23 protein-coding genes are annotated in these 25436 nt (G+C 61.6%); 1 reads left to right on the forward strand and 22 read right to left on the reverse strand.

All coding sequences use genetic code 11. The features are described 5' to 3' along the window. Positions 1-92 precede the first annotated feature (92 nt). The 9 genes from hisC to ndk are packed head-to-tail and all read right to left on the reverse strand — an operon-like array spanning position 93 to position 9162. Positions 93-1175: a histidinol-phosphate transaminase gene (gene hisC / locus CSC67_RS17700; protein ID WP_118995779.1), complete on the reverse strand. Its 1083-nt coding sequence runs from the start codon at positions 1173-1175 to the stop codon at positions 93-95. Continuing rightward, positions 1172-2638: a ribosome biogenesis GTPase Der gene (gene der / locus CSC67_RS17705; RefSeq protein ID WP_209304350.1), complete on the reverse strand. Its 1467-nt coding sequence runs from the start codon at positions 2636-2638 to the stop codon at positions 1172-1174. Before der ends, hisC begins: the two co-directional genes overlap by 4 nt. Then, positions 2635-3792: an outer membrane protein assembly factor BamB gene (gene bamB / locus CSC67_RS17710; protein WP_118995781.1), complete on the reverse strand. Its 1158-nt coding sequence runs from the start codon at positions 3790-3792 to the stop codon at positions 2635-2637. Before bamB ends, der begins: the two co-directional genes overlap by 4 nt. A gap of 3 nt (positions 3793-3795) precedes the next feature. Next, positions 3796-4431 (reverse strand): YfgM family protein, encoded by a 636-nt coding sequence (locus CSC67_RS17715; RefSeq protein ID WP_118995782.1) that lies wholly within the window; start codon positions 4429-4431, stop codon positions 3796-3798. A gap of 3 nt (positions 4432-4434) precedes the next feature. Continuing rightward, the gene (hisS, locus tag CSC67_RS17720) at positions 4435-5721 is read right to left on the reverse strand and encodes a histidine--tRNA ligase (RefSeq protein WP_118995783.1); all 1287 of its coding nucleotides are present in this window, start codon (positions 5719-5721) and stop codon (positions 4435-4437) included. A gap of 23 nt (positions 5722-5744) precedes the next feature. Then, positions 5745-7040 (reverse strand): flavodoxin-dependent (E)-4-hydroxy-3-methylbut-2-enyl-diphosphate synthase, encoded by a 1296-nt coding sequence (ispG, locus tag CSC67_RS17725; protein ID WP_118995784.1) that lies wholly within the window; start codon positions 7038-7040, stop codon positions 5745-5747. Next, positions 7037-7543, reverse strand: coding sequence for a helix-turn-helix domain-containing protein (locus tag CSC67_RS17730; RefSeq protein WP_118995785.1), 507 nt, complete (start codon positions 7541-7543; stop codon positions 7037-7039). Before CSC67_RS17730 ends, ispG begins: the two co-directional genes overlap by 4 nt. Then, on the reverse strand, positions 7540-8700 hold the full coding sequence (rlmN, locus tag CSC67_RS17735; RefSeq protein ID WP_118995786.1) for a dual-specificity RNA methyltransferase RlmN: 1161 nt from the start codon (positions 8698-8700) through the stop codon (positions 7540-7542). Before rlmN ends, CSC67_RS17730 begins: the two co-directional genes overlap by 4 nt. Positions 8701-8736: 36 nt before the next feature. Further along, entirely contained in the window at positions 8737-9162 is a 426-nt protein-coding gene (ndk, locus tag CSC67_RS17740; RefSeq protein ID WP_118995787.1) for a nucleoside-diphosphate kinase, read from the reverse strand. Positions 9163-9495: 333 nt separating this feature from the next. Here ndk and CSC67_RS17745 point away from each other — a divergent pair, with 333 nt between their 5' ends. Further along, on the forward strand, positions 9496-12345 hold the full coding sequence (locus CSC67_RS17745) for a valine--tRNA ligase (protein WP_118995788.1): 2850 nt from the start codon (positions 9496-9498) through the stop codon (positions 12343-12345). A gap of 640 nt (positions 12346-12985) precedes the next feature. On the opposite strand, the gene trmD is transcribed toward CSC67_RS17745, so the two are convergent. The 13 genes from trmD to CSC67_RS17810 form a co-directional block, all read right to left on the reverse strand. Continuing rightward, positions 12986-13732, reverse strand: coding sequence for a tRNA (guanosine(37)-N1)-methyltransferase TrmD (trmD, locus tag CSC67_RS17750; RefSeq protein WP_118995789.1), 747 nt, complete (start codon positions 13730-13732; stop codon positions 12986-12988). Positions 13733-13740: 8 nt separating this feature from the next. Continuing rightward, positions 13741-14358 carry a ribosome maturation factor RimM gene (gene rimM, locus CSC67_RS17755; protein ID WP_118995790.1) on the reverse strand — a complete coding sequence of 206 codons (618 nt, stop codon included), beginning with the start codon at positions 14356-14358 and terminating at the stop codon, positions 13741-13743. Between the two features lie 30 nt (positions 14359-14388). Further along, entirely contained in the window at positions 14389-14643 is a 255-nt protein-coding gene (gene rpsP, locus CSC67_RS17760; RefSeq protein ID WP_118995791.1) for a 30S ribosomal protein S16, read from the reverse strand. Positions 14644-14728: 85 nt separating this feature from the next. Next, positions 14729-15583: a citryl-CoA lyase gene (locus tag CSC67_RS17765; RefSeq protein ID WP_118995792.1), complete on the reverse strand. Its 855-nt coding sequence runs from the start codon at positions 15581-15583 to the stop codon at positions 14729-14731. Positions 15584-15599: 16 nt separating this feature from the next. Next, on the reverse strand, positions 15600-17039 hold the full coding sequence (locus CSC67_RS17770) for an NAD-dependent succinate-semialdehyde dehydrogenase (protein ID WP_118995793.1): 1440 nt from the start codon (positions 17037-17039) through the stop codon (positions 15600-15602). A 24-nt stretch (positions 17040-17063) separates the two neighbouring features. Next, a complete protein-coding gene (locus CSC67_RS17775; RefSeq protein WP_245220280.1) occupies positions 17064-17780 on the reverse strand; it encodes an ABC transporter ATP-binding protein in 717 nt (238 codons plus the stop codon). Beyond that, positions 17767-18528, reverse strand: coding sequence for an ABC transporter ATP-binding protein (locus tag CSC67_RS17780; RefSeq protein ID WP_118995868.1), 762 nt, complete (start codon positions 18526-18528; stop codon positions 17767-17769). Before CSC67_RS17780 ends, CSC67_RS17775 begins: the two co-directional genes overlap by 14 nt. After that, a complete protein-coding gene (locus tag CSC67_RS17785; protein ID WP_135227478.1) occupies positions 18525-19523 on the reverse strand; it encodes a branched-chain amino acid ABC transporter permease in 999 nt (332 codons plus the stop codon). The genes CSC67_RS17780 and CSC67_RS17785 overlap by 4 nt, the downstream gene beginning before the upstream one ends. After that, the gene (locus CSC67_RS17790; protein ID WP_118995796.1) at positions 19516-20385 is read right to left on the reverse strand and encodes a branched-chain amino acid ABC transporter permease; all 870 of its coding nucleotides are present in this window, start codon (positions 20383-20385) and stop codon (positions 19516-19518) included. Before CSC67_RS17790 ends, CSC67_RS17785 begins: the two co-directional genes overlap by 8 nt. A 4-nt stretch (positions 20386-20389) precedes the next feature. Further along, the gene (locus tag CSC67_RS17795; RefSeq protein ID WP_167752949.1) at positions 20390-21550 is read right to left on the reverse strand and encodes an ABC transporter substrate-binding protein; all 1161 of its coding nucleotides are present in this window, start codon (positions 21548-21550) and stop codon (positions 20390-20392) included. 100 nt (positions 21551-21650) lie between these two features. Then, positions 21651-22448, reverse strand: a complete 798-nt coding sequence (locus CSC67_RS17800; protein ID WP_118995798.1) for an enoyl-CoA hydratase/isomerase family protein — start codon at positions 22446-22448, stop codon at positions 21651-21653. A gap of 20 nt (positions 22449-22468) precedes the next feature. Next, a complete protein-coding gene (locus CSC67_RS17805) occupies positions 22469-23620 on the reverse strand; it encodes a CaiB/BaiF CoA transferase family protein (protein ID WP_118995799.1) in 1152 nt (383 codons plus the stop codon). A 38-nt stretch (positions 23621-23658) separates the two neighbouring features. Continuing rightward, positions 23659-25434 (reverse strand): hydantoinase B/oxoprolinase family protein, encoded by a 1776-nt coding sequence (locus CSC67_RS17810; RefSeq protein WP_118995800.1) that lies wholly within the window; start codon positions 25432-25434, stop codon positions 23659-23661. Positions 25435-25436: the final 2 nt, after the last annotated feature.

Genomic DNA, 25436 nt, shown 5'->3' on the forward strand with positions numbered 1-25436 from the left:
ATGAGATGACGCTCAAAGAGATACTTTACAGGGTTTTCCCGCAATGCGCCACGACAGACTATTGACTTAGTGTATATTTTTGCGCGACTTTTTTACTGCGCTTTTCCCAATATTTCGGCCAGCGCTTTGCACAGGCGCTCGCACTCGGCATCCGTGCCTATGGTGATGCGCAAATATTGGTCGATGCGCGGCAGGGCAAAATGGCGCACCAGAATGCGGCGCTCGCGCAATGCCGCCGCCAGCTTGACGGCATCGCTCGAGCGGTGGCGCGCAAAAACGAAGTTGGTCATGCTGGGCAGTACGTCGAATCCCATCTGCGCCAGATCGACCGCCAGTTGGTCGCGCGATCGCATGATGGCTTGCCGCGTCTTCTCGAAATAGGCTTCGTCGCGCAAGGCGGCCAGCGCGCCGGCTTGAGCCAGCATATCGAGCGGGTAAGAATTGAAGCTGTCCTTCACCCGGCGCAGGCCTTCGATCAGGCCGGCCGAACCCATGGCATAGCCCACCCGCAGCCCCGCCAGCGAGCGCGACTTGGAAAGGGTGTGAACCACCAGCAGGTTGTCGAGTTCGGCCACCAGCGCCACCGCCGACTCCGCGCCGAAATCGACGTAGGCCTCGTCCACCACCACGGCGGTGTCGGGATTGGCGCGGGCAATGCGGGCAATGGCATCCAGCCCCAGCGCCATGCCGGTCGGCGCGTTGGGGTTGGCGAAAATGATGCCCGCGGCCCGCTGCGCCCGCTCGCCGATGTAGTCCTGGGGATCGAGTGCGAAATCGTCGCTCAGCGCCACGGTTTCACAGGGAATGCCGTACAGGCGGCAGTAGGTCGGATAGAAGCTGTAGGTGATGTCCGGCATCAACAGCGGCCTTTCCGCCCGCATGAACAACCCATGGAATGCATGAGCCAGCACTTCGTCCGAGCCGTTGCCCACGAAGACCTGTTCGGCAGCCAGCCCATGGCGCGCGGCGATCGCCTCGCGCAAAGCCCTCGACTCGGGGTCGGGATACAGACGCAGGCGGGAGTCGGCGGCCTCTTTGATGGCCTTCAGGGCCAGGGGCGACGGCCCGTAGGGGTTCTCGTTGGTGTTGAGCTTGAGCAGGTCGGCGACCTTGGGCTGCTCGCCCGGGGTGTAGGGAACCAGACCGGCGACGTGGTCGCTCCAGAAACGGCTCACTTGGACTCCTGTATGTAAGGATTCTGGGATGACTTGAACTCTATGCGCAGGGGGGTGCCGTCCAGATTGAACGCCGTGCGGAAGCGCGTTTCGAGGTAGCGGCGATAGGAGTCGGGCACGGCATCGAGCGCGTTGCCGTGCACGATGATGCGCGGGGGGTTCTGCCCTCCCTGGTGAGCATAACGCATCTTGGGCCGGAAAATGCCCTTGCGCGGCGGCGGCTGCTGTTCGACGGCGGCAATCAGCTCGCGCGTCAGGCGGGGCGTGGAAAGCTTGGCGAAGGCCGCCGCATGCGCCGCATTGACCGAGCGCAGCAGCGCGTTCACGCCCTGCCCCTTCAGGGCCGAAACCGTATGCATCTTGGCGAAGGACAGAAAGCGCAGCTTGCGGTCGAATTCGCGCCGGATGCGATCGCGCTGTTCGTCGTCCAGCCCGTCCCATTTGTTGATGGCGACGACCAGCGCGCGTCCGGTCTCGACGATGAATCCGGCGATGTGCGCATCCTGGTCGGAGATTTCGGCGCTGGCATCCAGCATCAGCACCACGACGTTGCTGGCCTCGATGGCCTGCAGCGTCTTGATGACGGAAAACTTTTCGATGGCCTCGAACACCTTGCCCCGCTTGCGCAGGCCGGCGGTGTCGATCAGCGTGTACGACTTGTTGCCGCGCTTGAACTCGATCTCGATCGCGTCGCGGGTGGTGCCGGGCATGTCGAAGGCAATGACCCGCTCTTCGCCCAGCAGCGTATTGATGAGCGTCGATTTGCCCACATTGGGGCGTCCGACGATGGCCAGCTTGATGCGGTGATCGACGGGGTCGCCGATCGAGTCGCCCTCATTCTGCGCAGCAGCGTCCTCGTGCGGCGCCGTATCGTCGTCGGCGCCTTCATGGGCGGCATGGGCATCGGCATCCGCGTCGATGGACGATGCAGGCGTGCTTGCCGCGTCTTCCGCCTCGTCCAGATGCGACAGCGCCCTGTCCAGCAGGTCGGCCACCCCATCGCCATGCGAGGCGGAAATGGGCCAGGGCTCGCCCAGGCCCAGCTCGTGGAACTCGGCGACCGCGCCGCCATGGCGCATGCCTTCGGCCTTGTTGACGGCCAGCACTACTTTCTGGCCCGAACGGCGCAACAGGCGCGCAATCTCGTGGTCGTGGGCGTTGACGCCCGCCCTGGCATCCACCAGGAAGATCACCACGTCGGCTTCGGCGATGGCCTGCTGCGTCTGGCGCGCCATTTCGCGCAAAATGCCGTCCTTGGCCACGGGTTCGAACCCGCCGGTGTCCACCACCAGAAAGGGCCGGTCGCCCATGCGGCCTTCGCCGTAGTGGCGGTCGCGGGTCAGGCCCGAAAAATCGGCCACCAGCGCCGCCCTGGAACGTGTCAGGCGGTTGAACAAGGTGGACTTGCCGACGTTGGCCCGCCCCACCAGGGCGACGACCGGCTTGAACAAAGTGTTTTTCAATTGATGCCAACCAGAACCAGATTGCCGTTGCCCGTCTGCACGAGCACGCCGCGATCGCTGCCCACCAAGGGGGACACCACGGCGCCGCCGCCAACCTGCACTCTTCCGAGCAGGCTGCCGTCGCTGCGCGACAGGAAGTGCACATAGCCCTCGTAGTCGCCCACGGCAAGCGCCTGCGGCACCACGGCCGGACCCGACAGGCGGCGGTTGCGCAGGCCTTCCTGCTTCCAGGCTTCCTGCCCGTTGGCCAGGCTGTAGGCGAACACGACGTCGCGCTGATTGACGGCGTAGGCCTGATGCGGATCGGTGGTCATGCCGGTCGTGCTGGAGAAGGGTTGTTCCCAGACCGGGCGCCCGCCCTGCGTGATGTCGAAGCAGACGATATGGCCTTGATACGCCACGCCGCACAGCAAAGGACCCTGCACCTGCGGCGCGCCCACGATGTCGCTGATGCGCTCCAGGTCGGTGGCGCCGCGCGATACCGTGACCGTGCCCTCCCACTGCACCGCCCCGCTGGCGGCGTCGATGGCGATGAGCCGGCCGTTGGGCAGGCCCGAGATCAGCATGTCCTCCATGATGAGCATCTGCATATTGGTCTTGAGCGCCAGCGCGGGGCCCGGGCGCTGCACATTCCACAGCGTTTCGCCGGTTTCCGCGTCGAAGGCCTGGATGCGGTAGTCGCTGCTGCGCACGGCGACGATGCCCGCTCCCACCGCGGGCGGAATGTCGACCTGGCTCGAGGCGCGCACCTGCCATTTTTCGCGGCCCTGCTCGTCGAACGCTATGACGCTGCCGTCACGGGCGGCGACGGCGGTGATGTTGCCGTCGGAACCGACGCCCGCCGACAGCGCTTTGCCGGCGTCGCCTCGCCACTGGACCGCCCCGGTGCCCAGGGCCACCTTGACGACGGAACCGTTCGGCGCGGCCGCGTAGACGGAATCGCCCACGACCTGCGGCATGAAGCCGGCGCCGCCGTCGCGCCCGATGGAGACGTTCCAGGCGATATTGGCCGATACGCCGGCCGGATACTCGGTGAGGGGCACGGGCTCGTAGCGCGGATTGCTCGCCGAAAACATCGAGCAGCCCGCCAGGACGGAGGCGCCCAGCGCTAGAGCGGTTGCGGCCAGAATACGACGGATGGGGGTTGATTTCATGGCTTAGGCTCCACCGTTTGCATCGATTTTGAGTTGAATGACCTGCACCAGCGGATCGTCGCCAAGTTGGGCGATGGCGGTCTGCCAGGCCTCGATCGCTTCGTCCTTCTTGCCCTGGGCCACCAGGATGTCGCCCCGGCGGTCGGCGTAAAGCCCTTCGAAGGCGGGCGCGGCCGGCTCGAGGCGGGCCAGCGCTTCGTCGTATTGCTTCTGTTCGAGCAGGATGCCCGCAAGGCGCAATCGGGCCAGGGGCACCAGCGCCGGATCGCCGCCCTTCGAGATGAGCCATTCGAGCTGTTCGCGCGCGCCATCGAGATCGCCCTGCGTCTTGAGAGCGGCCGCCGCAATGAGAATGCCGCGCGAGGTATAGCCCGAATCGGGAAAGTCCTTGCGCAGGGTGGCGCTGGCCGCCTTGATGCGCGGCGTGGAATCTTCGGTCTGTTGCATGGCGGCGTTCTCGAGCGCCTCGAAATAGCCCATGGCCTGTGCGGCCTGATGGCCCTGGTACCACTGCCAGGCCCGCCAGCCGGCGAAGATCAGCACCGCACCGATCACCACCACGGCGATCAAGGTGCCGTAGCGGTCCCACCATGCCCGCAACGCGTCGAGTTTCTCCTGTTCTTCTAAATCGTATGCCATGCCTTAGACCTTTTGTTTCAATTCTTCGACCAGACTATCCATGGGGATGGTCTCTTGCTGAGCTTGGGCGTCGTCCGTCCGGCGCAGCCACTTGATGCTGGCTTGCCGGTTGCGCAGTTCGTCTTCTCCGAGGATGACGGCCACCTGCGCCCCGCTTGCGTCGGCGCGCTTGAATTGCGACTTGAAGCTCGCTGAACCGGGATGAACGATAACCTTAAAACCGCCATCGCGCAGCTTTTCGGCCAGGACGGCCGCCGCGCGCTGGGCTTCGTCCGACTGGTGCACCAGGTATATCTGGCATTCGGCCGCGGCCTGGAATGCGCCGGACTGCTCGCACAGGTCGAGCAGCCGCTCCATGCCTATGGCAAAGCCCACCGCGGGAGCCGGCTTGCCGCCCAGCAATTCGATCAGCCCGTCGTAGCGCCCGCCGCCGCATACCGTGCCCTGAGCGCCGAGCCGGTCGGTGACCCATTCGAAGACCGTCGAGTTGTAGTAGTCCAGCCCTCGTACCAGGCGCGGATTGAGGCTGTAGCCGATGCCCGCATCGTCCAGCCGCTTGCATACGCCGTCGAAATGGGCCCGCGAAGCCTCGCCCAGAAAATCGAACAGGCGCGGCGCGCTGTTGGCCATCTCTTGCATGGCCGGGTTCTTGGTGTCCAGCACCCTGAGGGGATTGGTGTGCATGCGCCGGCGCGCTTCTTCGTCGAGGACGTCGATATGCTGCTCGAGATGGCGCACCAGGGCCTCGCGGTGCGCCCTGCGCTCGTCCGCCTGGCCCAGCGAGTTGAGCTCCAGGCGGATGTCGGCCAGGCCCAGCGTCTTCCAGAGCCGGGCCAGCATGATGATCATTTCGGCATCGATGTCGGGGCCGGCCATGCCCAGCGCTTCGACGTCGATCTGGTGAAACTGCCTGTAGCGGCCGCGCTGGGGCTTTTCATGGCGAAAGACCGGACCCAGCGCATACACGCGCTGCGGCCGCTCGTAGAGCAGATTGTGCTCTATGGTCGCGCGCACGATGCCGGCGGTGAACTCGGGACGCATGGTCAGTTGCTCGCCGTTGAGCGCGTCGGTGAACGAATACATTTCTTTTTCGACGATGTCCGTCACCTCGCCGATGCCGCGCGTAAAGAGCCGGGTCTGCTCGAGCACGGGCGTGCGCATATTGCGGTAGCCATAGGCGGCAAGCCACTGGCGCACGGTTTCTTCCAGATGTTCCCAGTGGGCGCTGCCATCGGGTAGGATGTCCTTCATGCCGGTGATGGCATGGACCTTCTTGAACGACTGCGACATAGCTGCTTTTTTTATAGGATCGGTTAAGGTCGTTGCGCGCCCGGCACCCCGTAGCGCCGCTCGACGTAATTCTCGACGATGGCCTGGAACTCGCTGGCGATATGGTCGCCCTTGAGCGTGACCGTACGCTCGCCATCGATATAGACCGGGGCCGAGGGCACCTCGCCCGTGCCGGGCAGGCTGATGCCGATGTCCGCATGGCGGCTTTCGCCGGGCCCGTTCACCACGCAGCCCATGACCGCCACGTTCATGGTCTCGACGCCGGGATAACGGGTTTTCCAGATGGGCATCTGGCGCCGCAGATACGACTGTATGCTGTCGGCCAGTTCCTGAAACACGGTGCTGCTGGTGCGCCCGCAGCCCGGGCAGGCCACGACCATGGGGGTGAAGGCGCGCAGGCCCATGGTTTGCAGGATCTCCTGGGCCACCACCACTTCGCGCGTGCGATCGCCGCCGGGCTCGGGAGTGAGAGAAATGCGGATCGTATCGCCGATGCCCTCTTGCAGCAGCACGGCCAGCGCCGCGGTGGAGGCGACGATGCCCTTGCTGCCCATGCCGGCTTCGGTAAGGCCCAGATGCACGGGATAGTCGCAACGCGAGGCCAGATCGCGATAGACGGCGATCAGGTCCTGCACGTGGCTGACTTTGCACGACAGCACGATGGCGTCGCCCGGCAGGCCCAGTTCTTCAGCCCGGCGGGCGTTGCTGATGGCCGATACGACCAGGGCGTCGCGCATGACGGCCTGGGCCGTCCACGGCTGCGGCCGTCTGCTGTTTTCGTCCATCATGCGCGCCATCAGCTCGTGGTCGAGGCTGCCCCAGTTGACGCCGATGCGCACCGGCTTCTGATAGCGAGCGGCGATCTCGATCATTTGCGCGAAGTTGTCGTCGCGCTTTTTCCCGCCGCCCATATTGCCGGGGTTGATGCGGTATTTGGACAAGGCCTGGGCGCATTCCGGAAACTGGCTGAGCAGCTTGTGGCCGTTGTAGTGAAAGTCGCCCACCAGCGGCACGGACATGCCCATGCGGTCGAGCTGCTCGCGGATGGCGGGTACTTCCCGCGCCGCTTCTGGGGTATTGACCGTGATGCGAACCAGTTCGGACCCGGCCAAGGCGAGCTCTTTGACCTGTATGGCGGTGGCCACGGCATCCGCCGTATCGGTGTTGGTCATGGACTGTACGACCACCGGCGCCCCGCCGCCCACACGCACGGCATTGTCCCGCCAGCGCACTGCCACGCCTCGGGTGGAACGTCTTGCCGCGGGGCCCACCGGTACGGGGTTGGCCGCGCACAGGTCGGGCTGGGAGAAATCTGTCATTGCTTGAGGGCTTTGAGCCAATCGAAGATCAGCCAGGAGTCGGGCACCCAGCCGCGATCGATGGCATAGACGCCGGCCACGACCAGCAGCACCACGATGACCAGCAGCCAGCCCCAGGAGCGCGAACCGCCTTCGGGATGCAGGGGCAGGTCGGCGCCGCTGAGCGAGGCCGCCGGAACAGGCACCGACACCGACGCGGCCGACTGAGTGCCTACCTGGGTATCCAGCATGGCCAGCAAGGCGTCCACGTCCGTTTCGAGAAAACGGCCGTAGTTCTTGACCAGCCCCCGAAGCAGGACGCCGTTGGGCAGCCGGTCCCATTGCTCGTTCTCGAGCGCGTCGAGCTGGCGCACAGAGTACTTCAGGCGCGCAGAGACGTCGGAAAGACTGCAGCCCTTGGACGTGCGCATCGCGCGCAGCGATGCGCCCAGGCCTTTTGCCTCGTCGGGCTCGGCGATGGGTTCGGGTGTGGAGCTGACAGCTCGGAGCAGCGGTTTGTTCATTCGCGTTCCTCTTTGATGGCTATGGTCGCACGATTGGGCAACCGCTGATCGATGCGAGTGCGGTCCTTGACGTCGCCGGCGAGCTGCCCGCACGCGGCTGCGATATCGTCGCCGCGGGTCTTGCGCACCGTAGTGACGACGCCACCATCCATGAGACGCTGTGCGAACAGTCGCACACGAGCCGCAGGCGAACGTTTCAGGCCCGACTGCGGAAAGGGATTGAACGGAATCAAATTAAACTTGCATCGCACGCGTTTTGCAATAGCGATCAATTCCGCCGCATGCTCGTCGGAATCGTTGACTCCGTCGAGCATGATGTATTCAAAGGTGATGAAATCGCGGGGCGCATGCTCGAGATAGCGATTGCAGGCGTCCAGCAGTTCGGACAGCGGGTGCTTGCGATTGAGCGGCACGAGCTTGTCGCGCAGCGCGTCGTTGGGCGCATGCAGCGACACAGCGAGCGCCACGGGGCAGTCGCGCGCGAGACGGTCCATCATGGGCACCACGCCCGAGGTCGATACCGTGACCCGGCGCCGCGACAGGCCGTAGGCATTGTCGTCGAGCATGAGACGCAAGGCTCCAAGCACCTGGTCGTAGTTGAGCAGGGGTTCGCCCATGCCCATCATCACCACGTTGCTGATCACGCGGACGGGTTCGGACGCGCTGGCGCCAGCGGCCCCCGGGATGCGCGCGCTGGCCAGATCGGCCTCGAGCACCCGCTTGGCATGCCATAGCTGGCCGATGATCTCGGCCGTGGTGAGATTGCGGTTGAAGCCCTGGTAACCGGTGGAGCAAAACGGGCAGGCCACCGTGCAGCCCGCTTGGCTGGAAATGCACAAGGTGCCGCGGTCGTCCTCGGGAATGAAGACGGTTTCGACGGCATTGTCGCGCCCGACGTCGAACAGCCACTTGCGCGTGCCGTCGGTCGAGCGCTGCTCCGTCGCCACGCGCGGCGCGACGATGGCGCACCGCTCGCCGAGCTGGCGGCGAAAATCGCGCGCCAGGTCGGTCATGTGGTCGAACGAATCCTCGCCGCGCTGGTGCATCCAGCGCTGCAGCTGCTTGGCGCGAAACGGCTTGCCGCCCCACTGCGCCACGAGATCGCGCAGTTCGGGGCCGCCAAGGCCAAGAAGATTTACAGGTTCGACAGACGACATGGGCAAGACAAGGGCCCGCGTTACGCGGGCCGGAGATTAACGGCTATAAACGTTGCTTTCGGGGAAGAAGAAGGCGATTTCGACCGCCGCCGTCTCGGCCGCGTCGGAACCATGGACGGCGTTGGCATCGATGCTGTCGGCGAAGTCGGCGCGGATGGTGCCCGGCTCGGCCTTCTTGGGATCGGTGGCGCCCATCAGGTCGCGGTTCTTCTGGATGGCGTTGTCGCCTTCGAGCACTTGGACGAAGACGGGACCCGAAACCATGAAGTCGACCAGATCCTTGAAGAAAGGACGCTCTTTGTGCACGGCATAGAAACGCTCGGCTTCGCCGCGCGACAATTGCTGCAGACGGGCCGCGACGACTTTCAGGCCGGCCTGTTCGAAACGTGCGACGATCTGTCCGATGACGTTCTTAGCGACGGCATCGGGCTTGATGATGGAAAGAGTGCGTTCAATAGCCATAAAATATCCAAGGAATAGACGAAGATTTCCGCCCACTGGCCGCACAAGAATGCGCCTGCATTCCTGCCGGCCCGGCAAGTCGGAAACCGCGAGGTTGTGGAAAACGAATTTTCCAAGACAAAACAATGACTTCTGCGAAGTTTTCGCTAACCGCACATTTTAACATGCCCATGAAACGCCACTCCATCATAAAATGGCGGATTACCCATCGGGCATGGGCGCCCTCTTTATCCGCCCAATAGCGCGCCCGCCACCCGCCTGTTCGATACACGCTCGACCGCGTCGAACCGCCCGGCGCGCGCCCTGGCCGCGTTACTTCAGGTTTTTTCCGCTATGACCTCTGATTCTGCAACGAACGTCTCCGCCCAGCTTTCAAAAAGCTTCGAACCCCAGGAAATCGAATCGCGCTGGTATTCCCGCTGGGAAACGCAAGGCTATTTCAAGGGCGGCCGCCACGTCGAACCGGCTCCAGGCTATCAGAGCGTCCCTTATGCCATTCAGTTCCCGCCGCCCAACGTCACCGGCACCCTGCACATGGGACACGCCTTCAACCAGACCATCATGGACGGCCTGGTGCGCTACCACCGCATGAAGGGCGACGACACGGTCTTCATCCCGGGCACCGACCATGCGGGCATCGCCACCCAGATCGTGGTCGAGCGCCAGCTCGATGCGCAAAACGTCTCGCGCCACGACCTGGGCCGCGAAAAATTCGTCGAAAGGGTCTGGGAATGGAAGCAAAAATCCGGCAGCGCCATCACCGAGCAATTCCGGCGGCTGGGGTCTTCGGCCGACTGGGCGCGCGAATACTTCACCATGGACGAAAACCTGTCCCGCGGCGTGGTCGAAACCTTTGTGCGCCTGCATGAACAAGGGCTCATCTACCGCGGCAAGCGCCTGGTCAACTGGGACCCGGTGCTGGGCACGGCGGTGTCCGACCTGGAGGTCGTCAGCGAGGAAGAAGACGGCTCGATGTGGGAGATTCGCTACCCCCTCGTCCAGCCCGAGGGCGGCCTCGCCCATCTCGTGGTGGCCACCACCCGCCCCGAGACCATGCTGGGCGACGTCGCCGTCATGGTGCACCCCGAGGACGAGCGCTACGCCCACCTCATCGGCAAGAATGTGCAATTGCCGCTGTGCGACCGCGAAATCCCCATCATTGCCGACGACTATGTCGATCGCGAATTCGGCACGGGCGTCGTCAAGGTGACCCCCGCGCACGACTTCAACGACTATGCCGTCGGCCAGCGCCACGGCCTGCCCCAGATCAGCATCCTCAGCCTGGACGCCCGCATCAACGAAAACAGTCCGGCCGCCTATCGGGGGCTGGACCGCTTCGAGGCCCGCAAGCAGATCGTGGCCGATCTCGAATCGCAAGGCCTGCTGCAGGCCGTCAAGCCGCACAAGCTGATGGTGCCGCGCGGCGATCGCACCAATACGGTCATCGAACCGATGCTGACCGACCAGTGGTTCGTCGCCATGAGCAAGCCCGCGCCCGGGGGCACGCTGCATCCCGGCAAAAGCATCACCGAAGTCGCCCTCGAAGTGGTGGCCGACGGCCGCATCCGCTTCTACCCCGAGAACTGGACCACCACCTACAATCAGTGGCTGGAAAAAATCCAGGACTGGTGCATTTCGCGCCAGCTCTGGTGGGGTCATCAGATTCCCGCCTGGTATGCGCCCGACGGCCGCATCTTCGTGGCCCGCTCCGAACAAGAGGCGCTCGACCAGGCGCGCCAGGCCGGCGTCACCGAACCCCTGACGCGCGACCCCGACGTGCTGGACACCTGGTTCTCGTCCGCCCTGGTCCCCTTCACCGACCTGGGCTGGCCGCAAGAGTCGCCCGACCTGTCCCGCTATCTGCCTTCGAGCGTGCTGGTCACGGGCTTCGACATTATCTTCTTCTGGGTCGCCCGCATGGTCATGATGAGCATGCACATGACCGGCCAGGTGCCCTTCCGCGACGTCTACGTGCACGGCCTCATCTGCGACCTCGAAGGCAAGAAGATGAGCAAGTCCAAGGGCAATACCATCGACCCGGTCGACCTCATCGACGGCGTGCAGCTCGACCAGCTCGTCGCCAAGCGCACCACGGGGCTGATGAATCCGCGCCAGGCGGCCGGCATCGAAAAGCGCACCCGCAAGGATTTCCCCCAGGGCTTTCCGGCCTACGGCACCGACGCCCTGCGCTTCACCATGGCGGCCTACGCCACGCTGGGCCGCAACATCAATTTCGACCTCAAGCGCTGCGAGGGCTATCGCAACTTCTGCAACAAGCTCTGGAACGCCACGCGCTTCGTGCTGATGAATACCGAGGGCCATGATCTCTCGGGCGGCGAATCGCAAGAGCTGTCCTTCGCCGACCGCTGGATCGTCAGCCTGCTGCAGCAGCTCGAGGCCGAGGTCGAGCGCGGCTTCCACGAATACCGCTTCGACAACGTCGCCAATGCCCTGTACCACTTCGTGTGGGACGAGTACTGCGACTGGTATGTGGAACTCGCCAAGGTGCAGATCCAGCAGGGTTCGCCGGCGCAGCAGCTGGGCACGCGACGCACCCTCATCCGCGTGCTCGAGACGGTGCTGCGGCTGATCCACCCGATCATGCCCTTCATAACCGAAGAGCTCTGGCAGAAGGTGTCGGTGGTGGCGGGCAAGCGCGCCGCGGACGATGAAACCAGCATCTGCGTGCAGCTTTATCCGGTGTCCGATCCGGAGCGGCTCGATGCGCAGGCCGAGGCCCAGGTGGCCGAGCTCAAGGCGCAGGTCGAGGCTGTGCGCGCGCTGCGCGGCGAAATGAATCTTTCGCCGGCCCAGCGGGTGCCGCTCATCGCCCTGGGCGATCCGCAAGTGCTGGCGGCCAACAGTCCCTACCTGGCGGCGCTGGCCAAGCTGGAAAGCGTGGAAATCGTATCGGCGCTGCCCGACGTCGGCGCGCCGGTGCAGGTGGTGGGCACGACCCAACTCATGCTGCACGTCGAGATCGACGTCGAAGCCGAACGCGCCCGCCTGGGCAAGGAGATCGAGCGTCTCGAAAAAGAAATCGCCAAGGCACAGGCCAAGCTGTCGAACGAGAGCTTTCTGCAGCGGGCGCCTGCACAAGTGGTCGAGCAGGAAAAGGCGCGGGTCGCGCAGTTTGGGGAAACCTTGCAGAAGGTGCGCGAGCAGATGGAGCGACTGGGCTAGCGCGCTGAACCCGCAATACGTCACTGCCGCAAGCCGGCTGTGGCAGGAAAGTCTTCAAGCGGGCGTCGGAGGGCGCCGCGGGCTGACGAAGGGAGCGTTGGGGGCAGTCGACGAAAGCTGTCCGAGTTCCGAAGCGCGTAGCGCTGAGGGCGAGTTCTTTCGCCGCCCACGCGTACGAGGCAGACGCGGGTAGTCCGGCGCAGCCGGACCGCCCGACCGCCCGCTTGAAGACTTTCCTGCCACAGCCGGCGCTTAAGGACACAAAAAGCAAGTTACCAGTCAAAAATTGCCTTGCTATTTAAGGCTGTTTTGAGTACTAAAACGCCAACGGTGGCGGGGATATGTAAAGCGGGCGGTCAGGCGGTTCGGCTTTGCCGAACTTCCCGCGTTCAGCGCATTGGCGTGGGCGGCGGGAGAACTCGACCTCAGCGCTGCGCGCTTCGGGACTCGAACAGGCTCTCGCCGACACCCCCCACGCCAATGCGCCGAACGCAGCGCCCTCCGACGCCCGCTTTACATATCCCCGCCACCGTTGGCTTGCTTAAGCGACTTGCCTAGACCGTACTCACAAGACTTCACTCTCGAATTGGCGACCCAATCCGATTCAGATGAAGCACTCTCAGTCGACAGCGCTAAAGGACTAATGCTTGAGAGAGGCCAGAAACGCTTCGTCGGCCTTGCTGAGCCGCCCTGCCGCGCGGGCAGCTTCGATGAGATCCGGCCTGCGGGCCAGGGTCAGGGCCAGCGACTGGCGGCGGCGCCATAAGGCGATGTTGGCATGATGGCCCGACAGCAGCTCGGGCGGCACCGATTCGCCTTGATAGACCTCGGGCCGCGTGTAGTGAGGGCTGTCCAGCAGACCCGTCAAGGTCTCGTGAAAAGAATCCTGGTGGGCCGATTCGCGGTCGTTGAGCGCGCCGGGCAGGAGCCGCACGGCGCTGTCCATGATGGCCAGCGCGGGAATCTCGCCACCGGACAGCACGAAGTCTCCCATCGACACCTCGTGGGTGACGCAGCGCCGGATGAAACGCTGGTCGACGCCCTCGTAGCGGCCGCAGACCAGGATGGCGCCCCGCCCTTCGGACAGCTCCTGCGCCATGCGCTGGTCGAAGCGTCGGCCCGTGGGGCTCATGAGCCATACCGGCGCATCGGCGCGATCGGCCTGCGCCGCATGAACCGCCTCTTCAAGCGGCTGGGCCATCATCACCATGCCCGGCCCGCCGCCGTAGGGCCTGTCGTCGACCGTGCGGTGGACGTCGTGGGTGAAATCGCGCGGGTTCCAGACCCGCAGCGACCACAGCCCCTGCCTATGCGCGCGGCCGGTCACCCCGTGATCGCGCACGGCGGAAAACAGCTCGGGAAACAGGGAGATGACGTCGAAGCGCATGGCGGCGGCTAGAAGTCGACCGGCCAGTCGCTTTCCAGCCGCTTGGCGGCAATGTCGACGGTATGGACGTGGGCGCTGACGAAAGGCACCAGCACCTCGATGCGGCGGCCCTTCTCGTTTTGCAGCAGAGCGATCTCGCCGTTGCCGTCGAGGCGTCCGCGGGCCACGTGCAGCACGGCATGGGCGCCGTTATCGGAAACGTCGACGACCTGGCCGATGAGTTCGGGCTGGCCGTCTTTTTGCCCATACAGCCGGCAGCCGATCAGATCGACCCAGTAGTATTCGTCTTCTTCTTCGGGCGGAAACTGCGAGCGCGATGCCCAGACGGTATGGCCTTTGAGCGCCTCGGCCGCGTTTCGATCGGGGGAAAGATCGAGCCGGGCCACCACGGTCGAGCCTTGGGGACGCGCAGCCTGTACAGCGGCGCGCCGGAAAGGCGCAAAAGCGCCCGCCCCGCCGGCAGGCGGAACGGGCGCTTTCAACCACCAGTCTTTGGACTGCAGCAAGACCTCGGCCTGGGACGAATGCGGCTGGATCTTGACCCAGCCCTGAACGCCATAAGCCGAGACGATACGCCCCAACTCGATCAGATTGTGCGGCGAATCAACGGATTGCGTGTCGGTCATGCCGACTTCGTCCGATCAGGCCGGCTGCGATCAGGCAGCCGCTTTGGCGGAGTATTCTTTAACGAGTCGCGTAACGGCGGGCGAAAGCTGGGCGCCGTTGTTGGCCCAGTACTCGACGCGGTCCAGGGCCAGGCGCAGGTTTTCCTGGCCTTCGTTGGCTACCGGGTTGTAAAAACCCAGGCGCTCGATAAAACGGCCGTCACGACGATTGCGTGAATCGGCTGCCACTACATTGTAAAAGGGACGCTTCTTCGAGCCACCGCGGGCTAAACGAATCACCACCATAGGTAATCCTTTGAAAATGATGTGAAAAACAATAGATTCTAGCATCTTTTAGGGCGTGCGGGCAAACCAACAGCGAGCATACCGTTCAGGCCAGCCACTCGCCAGGAATTACACGCTTAGGCGGCCCTTCGTATTTGAATCCGCAGTCCTTCGGCACCGGCCCCTTGATGCGCCCGCCCTGCTGAGTTTGCTCCCACGCGTGCGCGCAGATGCCGACGCTGCGCGAAAGAATGAAAATGCCTCTGCCCAGGGGGGGAGGAAATCCCAGCTCGAGCAGCACCACCGCCGTGATCCCATCGATATTCATCGGCACATTCCGGCCGCTGTCCTCGAAATATCGCTCCACAGCGCGCGCTATCCGGACAATATCTCCAGATATAACGCCCTCTTGTATCGCTGCGTCCAGCAGCTTTCCAATGCGGACCGCCCTGGGGTCTACACGATGAAAACGATGGCCGAATCCAGGAATGTAGCGCCCTCGCTTTTTCTGAAATTCCAACAGGGCTTGCGAAACAGCGGGCTGAAGCGCCGAGTCGGTGTCCAGGGCCTGTTCAATTCCCGCGAGAAACTCCATGCACTGCTCCCCCGCCCCGCCATGCACGTCGCCCAATACGTTGACTCCCGACGCAATCGCATTATTGAGACCCACGCCGCAGGTAGCCGCCATGCGCGCAATCGACAGGGAAGGCGCCAATGGCCCATGATCGACACCAGCCACGAGGACCGCCTCCAGCAACCTTGCCTGCGCGGCAGTGGGAAGCTCGCCACGAGTCATCAACCATACCACGGCCGGAAAAGTGATATTGCCGATCAGGTCCTGTATGGGATAACCCCTTAGACGTATTACGTCCGGCGCAATCTCCGTGATGGAAGAACGCCACCACATCGCCATCTTGTCTACAGGTTCGTCCTCGACATCGCGCACTACATTCATATTCATCCAAATTCTCCTCGGATTAAAGCGGACCGGCCAACTTGTGCATGACTGATTTGGAGATCAGGTAGGCGTCCAGCCCTTCCATGCCCCCTTCGAAGCCGTACCCGCTGTCTTTGACCCCCCCGAGCGGAGACGCCGGCGTGGACACCGAATAGTTATTAATGGCTACGACGCCTGCCTCGAACGCCTCGCTGATGGCGGCAGCGCGGCTTGCCGAATCTGTCAGCGCATAAGCGGCCAAGCCGTACGGCGTGTCGTTTGCATTGCGGCAAACCTGTTCGAAATCGTTGAACCGCTCAATGGAAGCCATGGGGCCGAACGGCTCCTCGGCTTTCATCTTCGCATTGCGGGGAACGTCCTCAAGCACTGTAAACTCGAAGTAATAGCCGGGGCGGTCGATCCGTTTGCCGCCGCATAGCAATTTGGCATGCCGATCCAGCGCGTCTTCGACCATTGCTTGCATGGCCGCGACTCTGCGCGCGTTGGCCAATGGCCCCATTTGTGTCGAGGGGTCCATGCCATCGCCGATTCGTATGGCGCGGGCTTCCTCCACGAAAGCATCGCGAAACTCTTTATAAATGCCATCCTGCACATAAAATCGTGTCGGACTGGTACATACTTGGCCTGCGTTACGCATCTTGGCTGCTACGGCTTGCTTTGCGGCGCTCACTGGATCCACATCGTCGAAGACCACGACCGGAGAATGCCCCCCGAGTTCCATCGTGGCCCGTTTGACGCCATCGGCGGCAAGATGGAGCAATCCCTTTCCAACCGCGGTAGACCCGGTGAATGAAATCTTTCTAATGATCGGCGACTTAATCAGATGCTCGGATATTTCCGCCGGGTGCCCATGTACCAGATTGAGCACTCCCGGTGGAAGCCCCGCGTCGTGAAAGGCACGAACGATCTCAGCGGCCGTCATCGGGGTTTCTTCGGACGGCTTCAGGATGATCGAGCACCCCGCCGCAAGCGCACCGCCTATCTTGCGCCCCGGAGTCTGAGCCGGGAAGTTCCATGGTGAAAACGCGGCGACCGGCCCGATAGGTTGCTTAATCATGTGTTGGCGCAAATTGGCGGTTCGCTCGGGTAGAACTCGGCCATAACCGCGTGTCGCTTCCTCTGCCATCCACTCGAGGTTGGCGATGCAAACGCCCATCTCGCCGCTCGCTTCGGCCAGTGTCTTTCCTTGCTCGAGCGTCATGATCCGCGCAATGTCTTCCCGGCGAGATTCCAGTACGGCCACGGCCTTGCGCATTAGCCGGCTGCGGTCATAAGGAGACACAGACCGCCAAGCATGAAACCCTTTCAAAGCCGCCGCAAGTGCGCTGTCCAGGTCTTTCTTGCTTGCCCAGGCACCCTTTGCAATGACTTCTTCGGTCGAAGGATTGACGATATCGAACGTCTGACCGTCGGAGCTTCCGGTCCATTGGCCATCTATGTACAGCAAACTTTCTCTCATTTTCCGTCCTCTGACATTGCCTTGCTACAAATAGTGTCTTTTCGCGAGCTCGCTGAAATCGCTGCGAAGCTCTTCGCCCGTCCCATGCGCCACCACCTGGCCGTCGCGCAGGACATAGAAACGATCCGCCACACACATGGCCAATCGCATGTTCTGCTCGACAAGAAGCATGGTGCGGCTTTCCTCCTTCAATTCCTGCATGATCCGTCCGATTTCATCGACGAACTTGGGAGCCAGCCCCGCGGACGGCTCGTCAAAGAGCAGGATCTCGGGTTGAGACATCAGAGCCCGTCCAATGGCCAGCATTTGTTGTTCGCCGCCGGACAAGGTAATCGTGCGTTGGGCAGAACGCTCTTTAAGGCGCGGAAACTTGGCATACACAAGCTCGAGCGCCGTGTCGGACCGATCTCCCTTTACCGCCGCACCCAGAATGAGGTTGTCCCGGACAGAAAGCTGGCCGAATAGATCGCGGTATTGTGATACGTGCGCAACGCCTTCACGGAAAACGACATGCGGAGGCTGGCCGGTCAGTACACGGGCATTGATAGATACTTGTCCGGCTCGCGGGACGAGAAATCCGCTGATCGTATTGAGCAAGGTGGTCTTACCGCTGCCATTCGCCCCTAACAGCGCCACCACTTCGCCCTTGCCGACATCGAGCGATACGCCGCGCAAGGCAGGGGCCTTGCCGTAGTGGACCACCAGATCGCGTACGTCGAGCATCACATCATTCGTTTCCAAGATAGGCCTCCAGCACGAGAGGGTTGGCCTTGATTCGCTCGGGTGTATCGTCCGCGATGATCTCGCCATGATTCAGTACTATGATGCGGTCCGATACCGACATGACCAGGTCAAGCACATGCTCCACCAATAGAATCCCGATGCCGTCCAAGGCCAGGCGCCTCAATAAATCACCGAGGTTCACGCGATCGCTTGCAGACAAACCCACTGCCGGCTCATCGAGCAAAATCAATTTGGCCTTCTGTGCCAACGCCCGGCCTATCTCGACAAGCCTCTGCTGACCCGAGGCAAGGTCGTCTACTTTGACGTCGGCGAGCTCTTCGATATCCAGGGCACGAAGAATCTCGCGAGCCCGTTCTATCGACGCGCGCTCCTCGACCTTCGCGCTTCTGAGGCCAAGCGCGTTGCCCACTATGCGCCGCCGGGTCGCCACATGAAGCCCCGTCAACACGTTCTCCAGTACAGTCATCGAACCGAAAACGCCGCCGTTTTGAAAGGTGCGTTTCATGCCCATGCGCGCAATGGCGTCGGGGCGCATGCCGGCCACGTCCTGTCCATCGAATTGGATCGTGCCGCCCGCAGTGGGGACAAAGCCGTTTACCGCGTTGAATAGCGTAGATTTGCCCGCGCCGTTCGGACCAATCAATGCGCATATCTGGCCCGCGTGAAGCCTGAAAGAAGCGTCGGCAACTGCCACCAGCCCGCCGAACTTGATGCTTACGTTATCCACGGACAGCAGAGGCGTCATGACTTGCCTCCCACAAAAGTGTCACGCAGCGCGGGCACGCGTGCGCTTATGACTCCGCCTATGCCCTGAGGCGCGAAACGCAGGACGATCATTAAGAGAACGCTAAAGAAGATCTCTTCGAGCCCGGGAAAGTTGCGCAACACTTCAGGCACCGCGGTAAGTAGCAGCGCCCCGAAGGCGGAACCCACAAAACTGCCCAGGCCACCGACCATAACCATCGCAAACTGCACAAGCAATTGCGTCAGGCCAAAGCTTTCGGGCGTCACCCTGCCCAAGAGGCATGCATACATACCGCCCGCCATTCCTACGAGCAGGGCACTCCAGGTAAATGCAAGTACCTTGAAACCGGCCGCATGCATGCCCAGCCCTATCCCGGCCAATTCGTTATTGCGCACTGCCACTATCGCTCGCCCTATGCTCGAGCGCAGCAGATTTCGGGTCAGCCAGAAGCACAAGACAGTGATGACCAAGAAGGTCCAGTACTTGGCGATCTCGCTATCTAGCGGTATCCCGAATACAGAAGGCATCGGTATGCCCAGCCCGCTGGAGCCTTTGGTAATGTCGCCGCCGTGTATATACAGCCAGCGAAACAGTTCTCCGGCAGCCAATGTGACGATGGCCAACTGATAACCTTTGATCCGCAATGCAGGCAAGCCGAAAAGAAAGCCCACCAAACCGGTTACCGCGGCGCCTGCCGGCAATGCAAGCAATAGCGGAAAGCCGGCATTCATTGCGATCGCCGTTGCGTAAGCGCCGACGCCAAAAAAGGCGACATTCGCAAACGCAAGCTGGCCCAGATAACCCAGAACGATATTGAATCCCAGCGTAACGAGGCAGTACACGAGGGCCATGTTCGCGACGAACTGCCAATACTCGTTCGCGAATGCGGGAAGCACGGCGGCCGCGACACCGGCTCCAAGCAACATCCCTCGGGGCCCCAATCCTTTCTTGCCCTCAAATACAGAGGAGCGGCCTGTCGTAGTTAATTCAGACACGGACCACCTCCTTCCGCCCAAACAGCCCGCTAGGCACGATAAGCAAGGTGGCAATAATGGCCAAATAGGCGAATATGTCGATCATTGCCGTCGAGATATACCCCCCGGCCAGCTGTTCGGCCACGCCGATAAGTATTCCACCGACCACCGCGCCTCCAAAGTGTCCGAATCCACCGAGCGTCATCGCCGCAAAGGCCTTGATAAGAAGGTGCGCGCCCATATCGGGATACAGCATTGTCACCGGGGCAACCAGAGTTCCCGCGATAGCTGCCACTATCGACGCGGCGGCCCACATGGTGCACTGAAAACCAGGCACGTTGATGCCCACCAGCGCCGCGCCGCGGGGAACCTGGGAAGCGGCCTGCATCAGCTTCCCTTGGCGGGTTGCTGCAAAGAAGATAAAAAATGCCGTCACGAGCACCAAGCAGACTGACGCAATGATCAGGTCCTGACCGGTAATTACCAAGTCGGCGAAGACGACCGGGGGAACATCCAACACCGGCGGCATCGGCAGGACCTCTTGCCCCCAGAAAAAGCGCGCGACACCGGTTAAAAAATACGAAACGGCGACCGTCATCATCGCCACAGTTACGTGGGGGCGATTGATAATGGGTCGGATCAGACAGCGTTCCACGACCATCCCGAAGACAGCCATGACGATGACAGTGGCGAGAAAGCCGGCGCCAAAACCAAAGCCGAGCACTTGCGTAAAGACGTACAGCGTGAATGCTCCGGCCATGAAGAGCGCCCCATAGCCGAAGTTCACAACGCCTGTCGATCTGAACAAGATCGTCATTCCCAGCGCGACAAGTGCGTAAATGGAACCCTGAGCCAGTCCACTGATTATGAGTTGGCCGATCATGGTGTTACCTCTCGTCCCACGTACGAAGTACGACTGCTTTGCCATCACGGTACGTCGTCATCGCTCCGCCTTTCACACCGGCATGGTCGGTGGCGCTGAAGGTGATGGGGGAATTAAGAATCTCAGTCTCGAAGTTCTCTATAGACTCCATCGCCGCGATGAATTTGTCGCGGGTCAAGTCGGGGCCGGCGCGACGAAGTGCTTCAATCACCGCCAATGAACCGCCCATGCCCTCATAACTGAAATTATCAGCACGATGGTCTGGGAAGTACTTCGTGATCATCCGCGTCCACGGCTCGATCTCCGGGCTGCCTAATGCGGGTGTGTATGCGTAGAAGGTATAAAAATTCTTCATCGCGTCCATATTTCGTACTCGATCGCGCGTGTCCTCGAGCGATACGCCAAAGTTGCCGATGATGGGCGTCTTCATTGCATATTTGTGCGCATCACGGACGAGAATCGCCGTTTCGGCCGGATACAACATGGCCAGAACCGCGTCGGGCTTGGATTGACGCAACTGAAGAACCTGCGGTGTAGCGTCCGCGGAACCGCGCTCTATTGCAACGTTGGCCACGAGGTCGATGCCGTACTTTTCCTTCAGATGCTTGGTTGCCACCTCTGAATTGGTTTTTCCCCATTCGTCGGTGTGACTGATTATGGCGATCTTCTTTGCGCCTGGCTTGGACATCGCGAAGTCCGCCATCTGTACCGCCACCACATCAGAATTCGGGATAGGCTGAAAAAGGTTCTTCTTGAACGGATCGACAATGCCTGCGCTTGCTGCCCCCAGAATCACAAACGGTACATTCTGGCGCTCGAGATCGTCCCTAACGGCCATCACTGTGCCACTGCATACGCCCCCGTGAATCAGAAAGACATGCTCCTGCGAGGTCATCTTGCGTACCGCGCTGATAGCGCGTGCGGGATCGCAAGCATCGTCTTCGCGAATCACTTCGATCTTTCGACCGTGAATACCGCCCTGCTCGTTCACTTCGCGGTACACCGCTTCAGCTCCGTATGCGGCGCGCCCAAAAATAGAAGCGCTACCGGTCAACGGTGCAAATACACCAATTTTGATCGTGTCCGAGGACACGCCTTGCTCCGCGTGCGCCGGACCAACCAGTGCCATCATCGCAAGCACCAGAGCAAAAAGGCTTTTAGTCATGTCTCTCTCCGTTAATAAGTTATTTTGATCATCCACCATTGCCGTCGATGATCCCTCTGCCTCTTCTCCGCGCCGTCCGACACGCGCGGAACTTATCCATTTAGCGCCCCGCAAATACCGGGACCCGTCCTTCATTGAAGGCGCGCACCCCCTCTAGGCGGTCCTCCGTGTCCACAAGGCGGTTGTACGCCTCGATCTCAAACGCCATTCCTGTACGAAGATCGGCCTGCATGCCGAAGTGGATTGCCTTCTTGGCCTGTAGCACTGACAACGGCGCATTGGCGCAAATTCGCTTCGCCTGCGCAAGGGTCTCGTCCAGCAAAGTTTCCGGGGGCAACACTTTGTTGACCAACCCCCATGCCAAGGCCTGTTCGGAATCGATGGGTTGAGCGCTGAAAATGAACTCTTTCGCCCGACGCTCTCCGACGGCGCGCGGCATCGTCTGTGTGCCCGAGCCGCCCGGCATGATGCCGATCTTTACTTCAGTCAGGGCAAATCTTGCGTTGGTCGACGCGTAGGCAAAATCACAGCAAAGCACCATCTCGCATCCGCCGGCATAAGCCGCGCCGTTGATGGCGCCGATCAAAGGAATGGGGCAATTCAGCAACGATTGACGCATGCGCTCAAAAACAGCATGTTGCGTGCGCCATTCGACGTTTGTCATCCCTTGCCGCTGCTTCAAATCGGCACCGGCGCAAAAATGGCGCCTGCCCGCCCCCGTAAGGACGACCGCGCGATAGTTTCCGGGGTCATGCTGCAGCGAGGAAAACAAGGCAATCAATTCCTGTCCTGTTTCAGTATTTACCGCGTTGGCCACTTCGGGGCGATTGAACATCACGAGAAGTAGATGCTCGTCAATGCTCTCGACTTTCAGCATGTGAAATTCGTTGGATATCATGAAAGTTCTCCGTAGTTCCGTTAATTGGCCGAGGCCGCCCGCAAGCGAATCGAAGCATTGTCTTTGCCAATACCCGGGGCGACATGCGTCAAGGGTGCTCGAGCGCCATCGAAGGAAATCGGCAGGCCCAGCAAACGCATGTCTTCACCCGACACCTGCTGAAGCATGCCCAGGGCGTCTACTTGGGGATGCGTAACGACCTGATCGACCGTGTGGATGGGTCCGTTCGGGATGCCCGCGGCGTCCAGCCGCGCAAACCAATGCGCCGAAGGCGCCCGCCGAAACACATCGGTCAGGACATCGATCAGCTCGACACGGTTTACAACGCGATCTTTGTTGATTCGATACTTGGGGTTATCAGCCAGGTCAGGCAGGTCGATCGCCTCGCAGAGCTTGCGAAAAAGCTTGTCGTTGCCTGCCGCGACCATGATGTAGCCGTCCTGCACGGGGAACGCCTGATACGGAACGATGTCCGGCGACGAAGAACCTCGCCGTTTCGGAAGCTCGCCCGAACACTGATATGAGGTAATGGGGTTGAGCATCCAGGCCAACGCTGTTTCCAGCAGCGAGCAGTCCACAACGCCGCCTTTCCCTGTTTGCTGGCGTTCATACAACGCGGCCAGGATGCCGATCGCGGCCCACATGCCCGACGCCATGTCGATGATAGACACCCCCACCCGTACCGGAGGTCGTCCGTCCTCGCCGAGAATACTCATCATGCCGCTGAACGCCTGCATCAACGGATCGTAACCGGGACGCTCTTTCAGGGGGCCCTTGCTGCCAAAGGCGCCTATGTTGCAATAAATGAGATCCGGCTTGGCCGCTGTAAGGTCTCTGGCGCCGAAGCCCAGGCGGTCAAGCGCTCCGAACCGCATGTTGTGCACGAAGACATCCACTCTTGCATGGATAAGGTTGCGTATCGCGTCCGCCTGTTCGGGGTCCGACAGGTCGGCCGAAATCGAAGACTTATTGCGGTTCAGGCCATGAAAGATGGCCGAGTCGCCTTTCCAGAATGGGGGGCCCCAACCTCGAGCGTAATCACCATCACCGGGTTTCTCCAGCTTGATTACTTCGGCGCCCATTTCCGCAAGAATCAATCCGGCATATGGGCCGGCCACACTATGGCCCATTTCAAGCACCGTAACGCCTTTCAGCGGCTGCACAGATAACATGTATTCCTCTTTTGTTCGATGGATTCGATGAGCGGCGTTCAGGCCTGCTCGGCACTGGCCAATGCCGCAGAAGCGTCTCGCAACTGGCGGCGCCGCTGTTCAGTAGACGAGACGTCAAGCGCCCCGCCGTCCAGGACAACGCCGTATAGCTCATACGCCGACGTCTCGCTGACGTAGCCATCCAGCACGTCGCCATGCACCGACTCGGCCGGCCTGGCCAACGGATCTCCGTAACCCCCGCCGCCAGCCGGCTGGATCATGACGCGATCGCCGGCATGCACGAGCGCTTGCCTGCTCTTCGCCGCCAGTACTTCAGGCGCAACTCCGTCCCGCTCGATCACGCCACGAAACACAGAGCCGGGCAAACCGCCAAACAGCCCCTTCGGAGCAACACGCCCCCGTTCGCCGATGACCGTGCAGGTCGCCTCGTCGAAACCTATGCGGTAGGTTCGACGTGCCGCGCATCCACCGCGCCAGCGGCCGGCGCCGCCCGTATCGGTGACCAAAGTCCACTCTTCGATCGTCAACGGCGAGTTGTGTTCTATCAATTCGACAGGTTGCGAACCCGCATTGCCGACCAGTACCCGAATCGCGGACACGCCGTCCTTGTCGGGGCGCGCGCCCATTCCCCCCGCGTGCACGTCAATAGTCGAGACATACGTGCGACGCATTGACTTGCGACGTTCAGGGACAGGGTCATTGCCGCTGAAAATTCCGCAACATGCCGCGCAATTGCTCTGAGCAATGACCCGATTCGGCAGAGCGTCCGAGAGAGTGCGCAGTAGGAGATCGATAATCCGCGGCGACGTCTCGGTGTTACCGCTGACCACCGAAGCTGGATAGCTGCAGTTAACCAGCGTGCCTTCGGGAGCAATGATATTGACCGGCCGATAGCACCCTTGATTGATTGGAATGCGTAGATCGGTGATCGCCTTGACCGCAAACCAGGTACTGTTGCACGTCACCGCCAGCGGACAATTGATACCGCCCGTTACCTGCGCCGCTGTGCCGGTGTAGTCGAAAGTTATTTCGTCTCCCTTTACCGTTATGGCGACCTTCAGCGGAATCAGCGGCCCATCGCCGACAGGTTCAATAAAATCGCTTCCAACATATGTGCCGTCGGGGATTTCCGTGATCTGAGCTCGCATTAAACGCTCTGAATACGTCAGCGACTGTGCCATGGTGTCGCGCAGCGCCTCGCTGCCATACTTCGCCACCAGCTCGAGAATGCGCTTCTCGCCTATATAGGTCCCCGCATACTGGGCATTGATGTCGAGCGTGCGTGCCTCTGGATCGCGTGTGTTGTGCACGATGAGTTTGATTACGTCCCTGACGGGCTCATCGTTCCTGTACACAAACACCGGCGGTATACGGACCCCTTCGGCAAAGATGTCCCATGTATCGGGGGTGAAGCTGCCAGGGCTTTGCCCGCCAATGTCAGACCAATGTCCCCGCGTCATGACAAAGGCGATAATCTCATCGCCCAGAAATACGGGTCTCGTCAACTGGACGTCGGGTTGGTGGTTGCCTCCGCCCAAGTAGGCATCGTTGCTTAGAATGACATCGCCCGGCCGCAGTGTCTCTCTACCAATGGCTTCCACTGACTGTTTGGTGGAGATGACCGCGGAGCCCAGCATCGTCGGGATGTCGTTGCCTTGGGCGACAAGGCTCATGTTCGCATCGAAGATCGCCGCCGAGGCGTCTCCGCCTGCATGAATAATGGGGCTGGCCGCCGTCCGCATCATCGCCACTTTCATTTCCCGCGCCACGGCATACAGTGCGCTGCGCATTACCTCGTAAGTGATTTTGTCCATTC

This window comes from Pusillimonas caeni (assembly GCF_003545815.1).
GTDB classification, from domain to species: Bacteria; Pseudomonadota; Gammaproteobacteria; order Burkholderiales; family Burkholderiaceae_B; genus Pusillimonas; species Pusillimonas caeni.

What these genes read in the sequence shown, in the direction of transcription:
- bamB (WP_118995781.1), bottom strand. Translation starts at nt 3,792, where the DNA reads ATGAAATCAACCCCCATCCGTCGTATTCTGGCCGCAACCGCTCTAGCG.
- CSC67_RS17715 (WP_118995782.1), bottom strand. Translation starts at nt 4,431, where the DNA reads ATGGCATACGATTTAGAAGAACAGGAGAAACTCGACGCGTTGCGGGCA.
- hisS (WP_118995783.1), bottom strand. Translation starts at nt 5,721, where the DNA reads ATGTCGCAGTCGTTCAAGAAGGTCCATGCCATCACCGGCATGAAGGAC.
- ispG (WP_118995784.1), bottom strand. Translation starts at nt 7,040, where the DNA reads ATGACAGATTTCTCCCAGCCCGACCTGTGCGCGGCCAACCCCGTACCG.
- CSC67_RS17730 (WP_118995785.1), bottom strand. Translation starts at nt 7,543, where the DNA reads ATGAACAAACCGCTGCTCCGAGCTGTCAGCTCCACACCCGAACCCATC.
- rlmN (WP_118995786.1), bottom strand. Translation starts at nt 8,700, where the DNA reads ATGTCGTCTGTCGAACCTGTAAATCTTCTTGGCCTTGGCGGCCCCGAA.
- ndk (WP_118995787.1), bottom strand. Translation starts at nt 9,162, where the DNA reads ATGGCTATTGAACGCACTCTTTCCATCATCAAGCCCGATGCCGTCGCT.
- CSC67_RS17745 (WP_118995788.1), top strand. Translation starts at nt 9,496, where the DNA reads ATGACCTCTGATTCTGCAACGAACGTCTCCGCCCAGCTTTCAAAAAGC.
- trmD (WP_118995789.1), bottom strand. Translation starts at nt 13,732, where the DNA reads ATGCGCTTCGACGTCATCTCCCTGTTTCCCGAGCTGTTTTCCGCCGTG.
- rimM (WP_118995790.1), bottom strand. Translation starts at nt 14,358, where the DNA reads ATGACCGACACGCAATCCGTTGATTCGCCGCACAATCTGATCGAGTTG.
- rpsP (WP_118995791.1), bottom strand. Translation starts at nt 14,643, where the DNA reads ATGGTGGTGATTCGTTTAGCCCGCGGTGGCTCGAAGAAGCGTCCCTTT.
- CSC67_RS17765 (WP_118995792.1), bottom strand. Translation starts at nt 15,583, where the DNA reads ATGAATATGAATGTAGTGCGCGATGTCGAGGACGAACCTGTAGACAAG.
- CSC67_RS17770 (WP_118995793.1), bottom strand. Translation starts at nt 17,039, where the DNA reads ATGAGAGAAAGTTTGCTGTACATAGATGGCCAATGGACCGGAAGCTCC.
- CSC67_RS17780 (WP_118995868.1), bottom strand. Translation starts at nt 18,528, where the DNA reads ATGACGCCTCTGCTGTCCGTGGATAACGTAAGCATCAAGTTCGGCGGG.
- CSC67_RS17790 (WP_118995796.1), bottom strand. Translation starts at nt 20,385, where the DNA reads ATGATCGGCCAACTCATAATCAGTGGACTGGCTCAGGGTTCCATTTAC.
- CSC67_RS17795 (WP_167752949.1), bottom strand. Translation starts at nt 21,550, where the DNA reads ATGACTAAAAGCCTTTTTGCTCTGGTGCTTGCGATGATGGCACTGGTT.
- CSC67_RS17800 (WP_118995798.1), bottom strand. Translation starts at nt 22,448, where the DNA reads ATGATATCCAACGAATTTCACATGCTGAAAGTCGAGAGCATTGACGAG.
- CSC67_RS17805 (WP_118995799.1), bottom strand. Translation starts at nt 23,620, where the DNA reads ATGTTATCTGTGCAGCCGCTGAAAGGCGTTACGGTGCTTGAAATGGGC.
- CSC67_RS17810 (WP_118995800.1), bottom strand. Translation starts at nt 25,434, where the DNA reads ATGGACAAAATCACTTACGAGGTAATGCGCAGCGCACTGTATGCCGTG.